Below are 12171 nucleotides of genomic sequence, written 5' to 3' on the forward strand. Positions count from 1 at the left end.
TGAATTATTCGTCAATATAAAAACCTAGTCAAATGAGCATTAACTTTCTTAATCAGATGAAAAAATTAAAAATATTGGTAGCAGGTCTATTTGTACTCATTTTTAGCACAAATGCATATGCCACATGGTCAATCATTGCAGTGGATAGAAACACGGGAGAAATCGGTATAGCAGGTGCTTCCTGCACCTTTGATGTATCGGGAATTGCGTCCATCGAACCTGAAAAAGGTGCCATTGTCGTACAGGCAGCAAGTAATTATTTTGCGCGTATGAGAGGGGTTACGCTTATGGAAAATAATGCTTCCGCACAAGAAATCCTGAATGCGATGAAGGCAGATCGTTTCGAGCCAGAAAAGCAGCAATATGGCGTAATATTATTGAAAGAAGGGACAAGCCCTTTGGTATATTCCGGTGCTGAAATTGCGGATTGGAATGGCGAAATGCTAGGCGATGATTTTGCGGTTATGGGCAACATACTTGTTGGGGAGAAAGTCGTAAAAAAAGCCTTCGAGGCCTTTAATCAAAACCGGGATAAATCTTTAGCTGAGCGCTTGATGCTGGCACTCAAAGCTGGAGAAGAGGCTGGCGGAGATGCCCGCTGTGGTGAGCAATATGCCCGTTCCGCATTTATTATGGTATATCAACCGGCTTTCGGAGCCATCTTAAAACTCGCCGTTCAGGGAATTGAATCGGGAAAAAAACCAGCCGTAAGCCTATTGAATATGCAATTCAATCTTTGGTATAAAAAGGAAGAGTAAATTATAGTAAGTAATGAACTAAATAAACATACATCTACTCCCAACATGCTGTATATTTTGATGGTATTCAATTCCTGAACCGGTAATCAAGGCCCGTTTCATTTCGTTTCATAGAATATAGGCTTTCGTTCCGAAAATTCGCAAAGCGATCGCTGAGCGTATAAGCATATATTAAGGCAAGCATTTATCCCATAGCTTAGGTGTTTTTCAATAGTTCAGGCTTGTAATAGGTCTGCTCATAAGAAGATGTATGACTTCATGGTAGCAGAAATTACTAGCGGAATTTCGCGAGCATTGGCTATCTTAAAACCTGTGCGGAGGCTAAAATTTCGTGCTTGCCCGCTACAAACCATACATTAAAGCATTGCAAATGCATTTCGAGATTTCACCTATACAGCTGATAACGGTATGCTCGGTAATCAATGGGTTTGTATTTGCTTTTCTGCTTTTTGAGAAGAAGGAAAATCGGCAGGCGAATCGCTTTCTCTCCCTGACCATTTTTTCCATGTGTCTAACGTTTACCCCCTTTATGTTGGACATATCCATATGGAATGCCTATCAGTGGCTCGCTTGGCTCCCCTTTTCATTATCGTATTGGATCGGACCCGCATTTTATTTCTACATCAAGACGCTTGCAGAATCTTCCTTTTCATTTCAAAAAAAGGATCTCTGGCATTTTTCACCCATCATTCTTAATTACCTCCATAGCATATATCATACAATTGTTAATGGCGCTAACCCATGGCCCTGGTTTCATCATATATCTGAAATCCTGGAATCCGCAGCTATTTTGTCGGTTATTATTTATCTGATCTTTTCCTTCAGACTGCTTAAATCTTATCAGCGCCAACTATTGAACAATGTTTCGTACACAGACAGGATTGATCTTCGATGGGTTAATCTATTTATTTTTGTAATTGCAGGATCCTGTGTTCTGGTAATTGTTTTTCTCAGCCTGAGTATGATTTCCGGAGGGAAATACTCACTTCAGGAATGGAATGATCCGAGAGCCTTTGCCTTGCTTGCATATGCTGTAATATTATATTGGTTAAGTATAAACGGCTTTAAACAAGCACAAACTCTTCGAATAATCGACCTGGAGGAAACAACTGAACAAAATAATAAGGGGCAGTCCGAAGTAATTACCAAACTGAATGCTGCAATAGAAGCCCATAAGCTTTATAGGAATCCCAGCTTATCTCTATCTGATCTTAGTAAGATCGTAGATATTTCAGAACGACTCATTTCTAATGCCATCAATCAGGAACTAGGAAAGAACTTCTTTCAATTAATTAATGAATACCGCGTAGAGGAAATGAAGGAGCGTTTGAAAGATCCAAACAATGATCACCTGAAAATACTCAGTCTGGCTTTTGATGCAGGCTTTAATTCTAAAGCAAGCTTCAATCGGGTATTCAAATCCTATACCGGACAAACACCCAAAGAATTTAAATCCACAAACAGTGCATAATCTACAGGTTTTGAGACGTCAAAACAGGTATTGAGACCTCTTAGAGGTAGTCTTTTTCTATTTTAGCTAATACTCCAATTAGCATAGAACCGATCTCTTATAGATCAATAATAAATAGAAATGTCTACTCCTAAAAAATATACAGCAATTCTTATACTTCTTGTCATTCTTGGATGTCAAAAGCAAGATACAGTTGATAAATTCCCTATCATGGGAAATCTTCCCATTGGAGAATATCCTGTTGGGTTCCAAACCTTATTCACTCATGACCTCAGCAAAAATGCCATCCCTCATTCAGACTGGGACGGAAACTTAACTCAGGGGCATAGCTCCGAAAAGGGACGACAATTCCAAATCAATGTGTGGTATCCTGCACAAGCAGGTTCTGGCGATCCGCTGAAATATGCAGATTACGTTGATTTAATGGCTAGGCAAACCAATTTTGGTGAATCAGAAGAGCAAACAGCCTTCGCCAAGCAAACCTTTATTACTCAAACACGAGATTTAAGAAACATTCTAGAAACAGAAAATGAGGTAGTACTAAGTACAGAACAATTGAATCAACTCCTTGACCTGGATGTTATTGCTCGTTTGAATGCTAAAGCAGAAGCAGGAAAGTATCCTGTGGTTGTTTACCCAAATGGAGGTAGTCCCGCTTATCAAAACATCACTTGTGAGTTTTTAGCAAGTCATGGATATGTAACGGTTGCTTTCACTCCAAAAGGAAGGTTTTCTTCTGGAATGGAAACCTCCACCATTGGCTTAGAGCTAGCTGTGGATGACCTGGAGTTTGTACTTGGAAAAATCAGTGAAGCCTCAAATGCGAATATGAGTCAGGTTTCTATACTCGCCAATGCGATTTCTTCCTCTGTAGGAGCAGCTGCAGTATCAAGGAATGAGAAAATCAAGGCATTGATTAGTCTGGAAGGGGGCTTGCCAAGTTCATTTGAACAAAGACTTTTAAACGAATCGGTTTTTTATCAGCCAGAGAATATTCGGGTACCGATTTTGTTCATTTATTCTCCCCATCCAGCCATAGACCCGAAACACACCTTCCATTTAAAATATGCCGATCGATATTACGCACGCTTCTCCAAGATGTCTGAGTTTGCCATGCTGAATTATGGAATGTTTGATGAATTCATTCCAGATATTATCGGAGCGCATTCTGGGAATACTAAACAAGGATTCGAAACCGCTAATGAGCTCGTATTACGCTTTCTAAATCAAAAGATAAAAGGAGAATCGGGAGCCTTATTTGAGGATACTTTCATTACCTCCCGGGAACACATCGATACCACCTTTTTCTTAGCAGGTCTACCTGGCCCTCCAAACATGGCCGCCCTTAAAGATGCTTTTTGGAAGGAAGGCTTTGAGGCAATTGAGAAGATTTACCAGCAGCTAAAGTCAGAGGGAAATACGCAAGCTTTCTCTAAAGAATTCTATACGGATTACCGAAACTGGCTGGCTTGGAAAAAAGACGAAGACTATGCATTTCGATTAAGGTTGTATGAACTGGCTTATGACAGTTATCCAGAATCTGCCAGGGTCAATTACTACTTAGCCTACTATTCTCTGAAGAGGGAATTGAAGGAACAGGCAAAGCGTTTCTATCGTCAGACTTTATTACTAGTTGAATCAGATGAAAACCTAAGTGCAAGTGAAAAATCTAGCATTAGGACTTATGCTTCTGATGAGTTAAATAGTTTAATCAAATAAATAAATCTGGCTGAAGGAGGAGGCAGCTTCCGATCCCCCCAAAAAACAACCTCAAGAGCGTCAAATTTCATAATGTTTCCAAATAGAAACATTTTTGCTATTTTTGTTTCCAAATAGAAACATTATGGGAGCAAAAAGACCGAGTCTACTACCCAAAGAAAGAAGAATTCTTGAAAATCTAGGTGAGAATATCAAACTGGCAAGATTAAGAAGGAAGTTAACGGCTGAGCAAGTAGCCAATCGAGCAAACATCTCCCGCAAGACCCTTTGGAATGTCGAAAAAGGCAGCGAACATATTAGCATAGGGGTCTTCCTACAAGTATTATCCGTTTTAGGCTTTCAAAAAGAGCTGGAAAATATTGCAAAGGATGATTTGCTGGGAAGAAAATTGCAGGATATTAAGCTGGTAACAAAAAAGCGTGGCCCCAAGAAAAGTAGCTAGAAATGAGAGAAATAATCGTATATGCAGATTGGGTTGGATTGCCAGAATCCTCTAAAATGGGAACCTTAAGGTCCGAGCTATCCAGAGGAGAAGAAATTTTTTCATTTACCTATTCAGATGGATGGCTAAACAGTGGGTATGCGCAAGAGATTGATCCTGATCTAAAGCTATATGGAGGTCCTCAATATATAAGCGATGAGAAGCCCAACTTTGGCTTGTTCCTGGATTCGTCTCCAGATAGATGGGGCAGAATGCTCATGGAGCGTGGAGAGGCGATCGTATCACGCAAAACAGGTCAAAGCAAAAAGAGTTTACGAGAATCTGATTTCTTACTGGGAGTCAGTGATGAGACGAGAATGGGAGCATTACGATTTAAAATGGAAGAGGGAGGAGACTTTCTGGCAAATCACGAAGAAGTGAAGGTGCCCCCCTTTACCAGCATAAGAGAACTGGAGCATGCAAGTTTAAGAATCGAAGAGAATGATTTTTTCAAAAATGAGGAAGCCCAAAAGTGGTTGATGATGCTGATGGCACCCGGCTCATCCCTGGGAGGCGCGAGACCTAAGGCAAATGTCATAGATCCGGAGGGTCATTTATGGATTGCAAAATTTCCAAGCAAGCATGATGAAAAAAATATCGGAGCCTGGGAATTCCTTGTAAATCAAATGGCCAAAGACTTAGGGATAGATGTAGCAATTGGGAAGGCTAAAACTTATTCCCAAAAACGACATACGTATTTAACTAAGAGATTCGACAGAACAAGTGATAACAAGCGAATTCATTTTGCATCTGCCATGTCTTTATTAGGGTTCAAAGACGGCTATAGCCATAAAGAAGGAGGAAGTTACCTTGAATTGGTTGAGCTATTGGAACATTATGGCTGTGAGGCACATGATGACATCAGAGAATTGTGGCGGAGAATCGTATTTTCTGTAGCAATATCCAATACGGATGATCACCTGAGAAATCATGGCTTTCTACTTTCAAAAAATGGATGGCGACTTTCTCCTGCATACGACATCAATCCCATTGAAAAGGGAACAGGCCTGAGCTTAAATATTTCGGAGGTAGATAACAGCCTTGATTTTGATTTGTGTATGGAGGTTATTGATTATTTTAGGTGGGAGGAGAAAGAGGCTCAACATTTCATTGACCAGACAAAAAATATGGTAAGTCAATGGAAACAAAGGGCAACTCAAATGGGGATACCAAATAGTGAACAAACAATGATGGAGACCGCATTTGAACGCTAATAAATAATCATTCTTCTCTCTGCATTGGACCTGCTGAACAGAAAAAACTAACTGATCTCATGAAACGTCGATCATTTCTAAGCGAAACCTCTGCAGCCCTAGCCACACTAGGCCTTAGCCAGATCGCTCCCCAAAAAAGAAGCTATCAAAGCTCCCAGGACACCCTCAAATCATGCATTACCCTCGATCAGGAAAAGGTATTTTTCTATGCAGAAGCCATCAAAGAGCCCCTAAAAGTCGTTCACATAGCCGATACCCATTTGTTTCGGGACGATGAGCGAGGGCTGCCCTACCAGCAGTACAGCAATCGCATGGCTAAAGCTTACAATCAAACCACGCATTTCAAAACTAGATCAAAGACCCATCCGGAAGAAGCCTTCGAACAAGCTTTAGCATTTGCCAAAGAAGTGGAGGCCGATCTGCTTACCCTTGTAGGGGACATTTTCAGTTTCCCCTCTGAAGCAGCCATAGAGTGGGTATGGAAGAAATTGAAAGAGACAGATATCCCCTACATCTATACAGCCGGAAATCACGACTGGCATTATGAAGGCATGGAAGGCAGCCTGGAATCATTGCGCGATACCTGGATTGAGAAGCGCTTACTTCCTTTCTACCAGGGCAATCATCCTTTAATGGCCGCCTATGAAGTGAAAGGAATTCGATTTCTGGCGATTGACAATTCTACCTATCAGATCAATGAAGAACAATTGGCTTTCTTCCGGGAGGAAGTTGCCAGTGGAAAGCCTTTGGTGCTATTGTCCCATATTCCCATGTATGCTCCGGGAAAGAAGATTTCATTTGGTTGTGGGAATCCCAATTGGGGAGCGAATACGGATCGAAATTTTGAGCTAGAGCGGAGACCCAAATGGCCCGAAAGTGGACATACCCAAACTACTTTTGACTTCCACAAGGAAGTCTTCAATGCGCCCAATCTCTTAGGCATTTTTGCCGGACATATCCATCGAAATTCCCTGGAAATGATCAAAGGTAAAGCTCAAATCGTCTCGGATGACAATGCGAGTGGAGCTTATCTGGACATCAGTTTTTTGCCCCTGAATGAAAAGGATAAGCAATTGATTTTCTAAAAAACCGATTGGATCAGCGTTCTACATTCCCTTAATTAAGCCCAAAAATTGGAAGAATTAATAGAGAAAATAAAAAGTGTCATACAGCTCAGTTCGGAAGCTGAAGAATTCCTTATCTCTATTTCAGAGGAAAAAACCTTTGTTAAAGGCAGTTTTTTAATTCAGGAAGGTCAAGGGGTAGATACCATCTATTATGTTCTGGATGGCTGTCTGAGGTCCTATTGCACCGATAAAAAAGGGAAAGAGCACACCTTGCAATTTGGCATTGAGGGCTGGTGGATCAGCGACTATATAGCTATTCACAATCATGAACTCGCGACTCTGACGGTAGAATGTCTCGCAGAGTCAAACGTCATTGTATTTAATGCTGAAAAACTAAATAATATTCTTAGGCTTTTTCCAGAATACGAACCCTTTCAACGCAAGCTTCTGGAACGCCATGTAGTGAGTTTGCACAAAAGAATTTTGAATCAATTGCAATTAACGGCTTTGGAAAGATACGATCTATTTTTAGCCCAATATCCGGACATTGAGCAGCACACACGAAATTATCACATCGCATCTTACCTCGGAATCACCCAGGAAAGCCTGAGTCGCCTCAGAGTTGAAAAAGCCAAAAAATAAAATCTTACCATAGATCAATTTTTGCGCCAGAGCTTTGCACTAGCTTTGTATCAAATCACAAAAAGATACAAGAATGAAAGCCTTGCAAGTCCTGAAATATGGTGATCTTGAAGAGAGCCTGGCCTTTAGGGAAGTTAGCAAACCCGGAATAGGAGCAACTGATGTCCTGATCGTGGTGAGGGCAGCTGCCATAAATCCTATCGACAAAAGCATTATCCTGGGGAACCTCCAGCATATTCTTCCCATCCCATTACCAAGTACCAGCGGCTATGATGTGAGTGGAATAGTGGTCGAAAAAGGAGATCAAGTCTCTAATTTTGACATCGGGGATTCGGTTTACGCCAGGCTACCTCAGAAACAGATGGGCAGCCTGGCTGAATATGCTGCCGTAGATATACAGGCGGTATCCCTAAAACCTGAAAATATTTCTTTCGAAGAGGCTGCGAGCTTGCCCTTGGCTGGACTCACCGCCTTACAATCCCTGGAATATGTGGGTCTAAAAGACAAAGACAAAATTCTGATTCATGCAGGATCAGGAGGCGTTGGTAGTTTCGCGATCCAATTTGCAAAAGCAAAAGGAGCCCATGTTTACACGACTACCAGTACCCGAAATGTCTCATGGGTAAAAGAACTTGGCGCAGACAGGGTAATAGATTACAAAACCGAAGAGTATAAAAGCCTCGTGTCAGAGGTCGATATAGTATTTGACACCCTGGGAAAACACTATACAGAGGAGGCCTTCCAGCTTATAAAGCAAGGGGGGAAAGTTGTCAGTATTGCCGGCCCTATAGATGAAGAGGGAGCCAGAATCTTCGGGATGAATGAATACAAATTACCAGAAGCATTATCCAGTTCCATTCATAAAAAAGAAGCTTCCTACAAATACCTGCTCATGCATCCCAATGGCACTCAATTAGCAGAAATAAAATCCCTGCTTGAACGGGGAAAGATCAAAGCAGTCATTGATGAAATTTATTCTTTCGAAGAAAGCATTGAGGCATTCAAACATCTCGCATCTGGCAGAGCTAAAGGGAAAATTGTAATAAAAATTACCTGAGATTAATTCTATCTCACCTATAAAATCATCGACAAAAATCATCATGAAGAAAATATTAATAGGCCTGGTAGGAATCCTTATTTTTGCCTTTGCAGCGCTTTACATTAGCTCCAGACCTCAATTAGAAGAAGATGGTTCTTACAAACCGTCCAAACTTGCCTTAAGTTTAGCTACTGTTGACAAAAGTGATTTTGAAAATCTTAGCTATCAAAAATATCAGGGACAAAAGAAGAAAATCCTGGCCATTTTCACTGAACAAAAAAACATGAAAATGGCGAATGGCAAACTCTTTTCTACCGGCAATCATCCGATAGAATCTCTACTGCCTATGTTGCACCTGAAAAATGCAGGTTTTGAATTTGAAATTGCAACTCAAACAGGAAATCCGGTGATATTGGAGAAATGGGCCTTCCCGGAAGAAGATGAACATGTGAAAGCCATTTATGAGGAGTATAAATCTCGCTTTGAACAGCCCAGAAAACTAGCAGATTTTATTAGCAGCTCTTTTGAAGAAACGGACTCATATGCAGCGGTTTTTATCCCTGGAGGACATGGAGCTATGCTAGGCATTCCCGATGATCCAAATGTTGGGAAGATCCTAAACTGGGCGCATCAGAATGAGCTATTTACCATAAGTCTTTGCCACGGACCTGGTGCATTTTTATCTACAGCTCTTAACAATCAGAAGTTTTTGTATGAGGGATACAAAATGGCTGTATTCCCGGATGCAGTAGACGAACAAACCCCTATGATTGGTTATTTACCGGGACATATGCCCCGCGGCCTGAGTGGAAAACTCAAGGAATTAGGCGCCGAAATTGTTAATACTGAATCGGATAATACCGTATATGTAGACAGAAAATTGATCACAGGTGCGAGCCATTTAGCCTCTAATGAATTAGGGAAACTGGCAGCCAATACGCTTCTGAAGGAATTGGAATAAAATCGAAAATCAGATTTGCTTGCCTAAACAAAGCTCCTTCAGCAAGAAGGGCTTTGTTTAGATATGTTTTTCAGAAAATGATTTCTACCGGCTCATCGACTTTGCAGGTTAAATTTTTCGAAAAAAGAAGTTGGATTGAGGGCGTTTCTGGATATTTTAGGGACAGAATTAACAAATAGGGAAATCATTTTCCCTGCCTGTTCGTAAAATTATATATCCACGTACATGGGCGAAGAAAGCCCCCTAATTTTTTTTTATGAAAATACAGTTGAATACTGACAAGAACATCAAAGGAACAGAAAATCTCGAAGGATTTGTATCAGAAAAACTAAGTACTTCCCTCAAGCGATTTGCAGACAAAATCACCCGCATCGAAGTACACCTCTCAGACCAAAACGCAGATAAAGGAGGGCCTGATGACATCCATTGCAAAATGGAAGCAAGGGTAGAAGGCTTACAACCCTTAATGGTGGTGAGTAAGAATGCGACAAAAGAGAAAGCACTGGCTGAAGCTACGGATAAACTGAAAGCAGCCTTAGACTCCCGCATCGGAAAAATGCAAAGAAAATAAGCTTGCACAAGCAAGACCTATGAGCAATGCGGCCAAACAAAGCGCTATTGCTCATAGGCAAAACTTTTGGCTTCTATGCCCCCTTACTTTGGCATACCCGGAAAAAACATATTTACGCGCTTTGTATAAGCTTCGTAACCGGGCCGTTTCTTAAGGGAATAATATTCAGAGGGAACCGCTCCTGTCAAATACACCAGAGAGAGATACATAATCCTCGAAACAAAGAGCAATCCCAATCCCAGCAATATCCAGATCAGCAAAGACTCCTCAGATTGGAGGGCCAGCCAGGAGGGAATCGCCGCAATCACCAGAGCATTCCAAACCATCCACTCGGCAAAATAATTCGGATGCCGCGTATACTTCCATAGACCGACATCGCAGACCTGTTTCTTTTTTCCCTGAGCAGCCATCTTGCGAAGGAAACTCAACTTCTGGGCATCAGCTACCGATTCCATCAAAAATGCCAGGACCCATAAAATCAGACCGACGATTTCAAATACAGAAATAGCAGGATCCGGATTCAAGGCAATAATGAAAGCAGGCATGGCTAAAAAAGAGGCATTTGCCAGTCCCTGGGCCAAAGCATCCACCTGCATCGCCAAAGGCACATTCGTTTTGCCCGCTCTTTCCCAACGCCCCCTTTGGTATTGATAGCGCGGAAACTCTTTCTTCATATATCCTTTCTTCCATAACTGCAAAGCTCCTAATCCCATCCGTGCTCCAATGAAGATGTAAACAGCTCCAACGACATATACTCGCAAATCAAAGCCCTCTCCGAAAATCAGCGTTACAATCCCTATGCACACCAGCCCCCAGGGCCAACCAATGTCCACATAGCACAATCTTCCCGTTTTCCAAATCGGCCAACACACCACCAGGCCAAATAAGACCAATTGTGTGAGGCAGTTAATGAGCGACATCTGTTGAAATGATTGGCTGAAGAGTAAAACCAAAAAGCCAATGATGAATATAAGGATGGGTTTGAAGTACTTCATAGTAGTTTTTTGATAAAGCTCGAGCTGTCCCTGGAATTTCGAGCTCAATATAGAAAGAAAAAGGAATGAGGCAGTTCGTATGACAGAATGGGTTTGGGATTATATATAGGAAATTGATGGTTTTATAATGACGGTTGAGGACCCACCACCTCAAGCCCACACTCCCTTGTTCTGACGAACTATGGAGTGCGCGCAAGGCCATTATAATTAAGTGGTCATACGCGGGTCGTTCCCCTTCCTTTCTAAGAAAAGGGGATCGCATGTGCTGCTGGATATAGGTTCAAATTCAGGAATAGCCATACAGAAGCATTGGCCCTGCAGAGCCCATCGGGAAAAGGGGCGGCATGTGCGGCTGGCTTTGGGCTCTGCGATTTTTGCCCCTTTTTCTAAAAAAGGGGAAAGAACTCCTCATATCATTATCCTAGAAAGAAAAGTCATTCAAACTGAATTTCTGTCCCAAACTCCTTAGCTTAGAACAAGAAAAAATGAAAAGAAAACAGTTGACATTATTCCTGGATGAGGTCGAAGCACAAAGCATCGAATCTATTCGACAAAGATTTAATCCCCAACAATACAAACTCATCAAAAGCCATATAACGCTTTGTCGTGAAGATGAAATCGAAAAGCTTGAAGAGGTCCTGAAAAAGTTGGACAGTCTCAGGGCAGAAAGCTTTGAATTACAAACTGATGGATTAAGGCGATTTTCCGAAGGTAAAGGACTTCTCATCGCAATCCAGGACGAAGATCGAAAGTTCCAGAAATTAAGAGAAATGATTTTGCAAAAAGGAGATACAAAACCCAGAGAGCATAAAGCTCATATTACCCTGATGCATCCTCGAAATTCAACTTGTAATGATAAGATATTTCAGGAAATCCGAAGCATAGAAATCCCCAAAATACTACGCTTCTCAAGCATCAGTTTAATCGAACAGGAAATGGGAAAAGAATGGGTTCCGCTAAAAACTTTTTTATTGAATGATACAAGCAAGGGCTAAAAAAAGCTATGGGCTTCATTTCGCCTAAAGCATGGCAGAGATGAAAACAGATGTGCCTACCAAAAGATATATTTGCCTAAAAACACATGCTGGCGATCCCTATTAAGTTTGGTATAAAGACATTGGACTCACTCAATTGGAGCAATAATTAAAACGCGAATCTGAAGGGATGCGAGAACTTTCTAAACAGAAAGAAAGGGGTGTTTATTCTGTTAAAATTCCTATGCCATTATCGAAATCTACCACTCAAAGGATAAA

12 protein-coding genes are annotated in these 12171 nt (G+C 41.3%); 11 read left to right on the top strand and 1 reads right to left on the bottom strand.

Annotation, left to right across the window (positions count from 1 at the left end):
- Window positions 1–56: 56 nt before the first annotated feature.
- The 10 genes from R8P61_23200 (at window position 57) to R8P61_23245 (ending at window position 9923) form a co-directional block, all read left to right on the top strand.
- A complete protein-coding gene (locus R8P61_23200) occupies window positions 57–758 on the top strand; it encodes a DUF1028 domain-containing protein (GenBank protein ID MDW3649999.1) in 702 nt (233 codons plus the stop codon).
- A gap of 370 nt (window positions 759–1128) precedes the next feature.
- Window positions 1129–2229, top strand: a complete 1101-nt coding sequence (locus R8P61_23205) for an AraC family transcriptional regulator (GenBank protein ID MDW3650000.1) — start codon at window positions 1129–1131, stop codon at window positions 2227–2229.
- A gap of 210 nt (window positions 2230–2439) precedes the next feature.
- Window positions 2440–3948 (top strand): hypothetical protein, encoded by a 1509-nt coding sequence (locus R8P61_23210; GenBank protein MDW3650001.1) that lies wholly within the window; start codon window positions 2440–2442, stop codon window positions 3946–3948.
- A 124-nt stretch (window positions 3949–4072) separates the two neighbouring features.
- Entirely contained in the window at window positions 4073–4390 is a 318-nt protein-coding gene (locus R8P61_23215; protein ID MDW3650002.1) for a helix-turn-helix transcriptional regulator, read from the top strand.
- 2 nt (window positions 4391–4392) lie between these two features.
- Entirely contained in the window at window positions 4393–5643 is a 1251-nt protein-coding gene (locus R8P61_23220) for a HipA domain-containing protein (GenBank protein ID MDW3650003.1), read from the top strand.
- A gap of 59 nt (window positions 5644–5702) precedes the next feature.
- The gene (locus R8P61_23225) at window positions 5703–6728 is read left to right on the top strand and encodes a metallophosphoesterase (protein ID MDW3650004.1); all 1026 of its coding nucleotides are present in this window, start codon (window positions 5703–5705) and stop codon (window positions 6726–6728) included.
- Between the two features lie 48 nt (window positions 6729–6776).
- Window positions 6777–7352, top strand: coding sequence for a Crp/Fnr family transcriptional regulator (locus R8P61_23230; protein MDW3650005.1), 576 nt, complete (start codon window positions 6777–6779; stop codon window positions 7350–7352).
- A 73-nt stretch (window positions 7353–7425) separates the two neighbouring features.
- Window positions 7426–8409, top strand: a complete 984-nt coding sequence (locus tag R8P61_23235; protein MDW3650006.1) for an NADP-dependent oxidoreductase — start codon at window positions 7426–7428, stop codon at window positions 8407–8409.
- A gap of 43 nt (window positions 8410–8452) precedes the next feature.
- Window positions 8453–9352, top strand: coding sequence for a protein deglycase HchA (gene hchA, locus R8P61_23240; protein ID MDW3650007.1), 900 nt, complete (start codon window positions 8453–8455; stop codon window positions 9350–9352).
- 256 nt (window positions 9353–9608) lie between these two features.
- Window positions 9609–9923 (top strand): HPF/RaiA family ribosome-associated protein, encoded by a 315-nt coding sequence (locus R8P61_23245; protein ID MDW3650008.1) that lies wholly within the window; start codon window positions 9609–9611, stop codon window positions 9921–9923.
- Between the two features lie 83 nt (window positions 9924–10006).
- On the opposite strand, the gene R8P61_23250 is transcribed toward R8P61_23245, so the two are convergent.
- Window positions 10007–10918: a DUF1295 domain-containing protein gene (locus tag R8P61_23250; GenBank protein MDW3650009.1), complete on the bottom strand. Its 912-nt coding sequence runs from the start codon at window positions 10916–10918 to the stop codon at window positions 10007–10009.
- A 485-nt stretch (window positions 10919–11403) separates the two neighbouring features.
- On the opposite strand from R8P61_23250, the gene R8P61_23255 reads away from it, so the two are divergent.
- Window positions 11404–11913 (top strand): 2'-5' RNA ligase family protein, encoded by a 510-nt coding sequence (locus tag R8P61_23255; protein MDW3650010.1) that lies wholly within the window; start codon window positions 11404–11406, stop codon window positions 11911–11913.
- Window positions 11914–12171: the final 258 nt, after the last annotated feature.

Source organism: Bacteroidia bacterium, assembly GCA_033391075.1.
Taxonomy (GTDB): domain Bacteria; phylum Bacteroidota; class Bacteroidia; order J057; family J057; genus JAWPMV01.

What these genes read in the sequence shown, in the direction of transcription:
- R8P61_23200 (MDW3649999.1), top strand. Translation starts at nt 57, where the DNA reads ATGAAAAAATTAAAAATATTGGTAGCAGGTCTATTTGTACTCATTTTT.
- R8P61_23205 (MDW3650000.1), top strand. Translation starts at nt 1,129, where the DNA reads ATGCATTTCGAGATTTCACCTATACAGCTGATAACGGTATGCTCGGTA.
- R8P61_23210 (MDW3650001.1), top strand. Translation starts at nt 2,440, where the DNA reads ATGGGAAATCTTCCCATTGGAGAATATCCTGTTGGGTTCCAAACCTTA.
- R8P61_23215 (MDW3650002.1), top strand. Translation starts at nt 4,073, where the DNA reads ATGGGAGCAAAAAGACCGAGTCTACTACCCAAAGAAAGAAGAATTCTT.
- R8P61_23220 (MDW3650003.1), top strand. Translation starts at nt 4,393, where the DNA reads ATGAGAGAAATAATCGTATATGCAGATTGGGTTGGATTGCCAGAATCC.
- R8P61_23225 (MDW3650004.1), top strand. Translation starts at nt 5,703, where the DNA reads ATGAAACGTCGATCATTTCTAAGCGAAACCTCTGCAGCCCTAGCCACA.
- R8P61_23235 (MDW3650006.1), top strand. Translation starts at nt 7,426, where the DNA reads ATGAAAGCCTTGCAAGTCCTGAAATATGGTGATCTTGAAGAGAGCCTG.
- hchA (MDW3650007.1), top strand. Translation starts at nt 8,453, where the DNA reads ATGAAGAAAATATTAATAGGCCTGGTAGGAATCCTTATTTTTGCCTTT.
- R8P61_23245 (MDW3650008.1), top strand. Translation starts at nt 9,609, where the DNA reads ATGAAAATACAGTTGAATACTGACAAGAACATCAAAGGAACAGAAAAT.
- R8P61_23250 (MDW3650009.1), bottom strand. Translation starts at nt 10,918, where the DNA reads ATGAAGTACTTCAAACCCATCCTTATATTCATCATTGGCTTTTTGGTT.
- R8P61_23255 (MDW3650010.1), top strand. Translation starts at nt 11,404, where the DNA reads ATGAAAAGAAAACAGTTGACATTATTCCTGGATGAGGTCGAAGCACAA.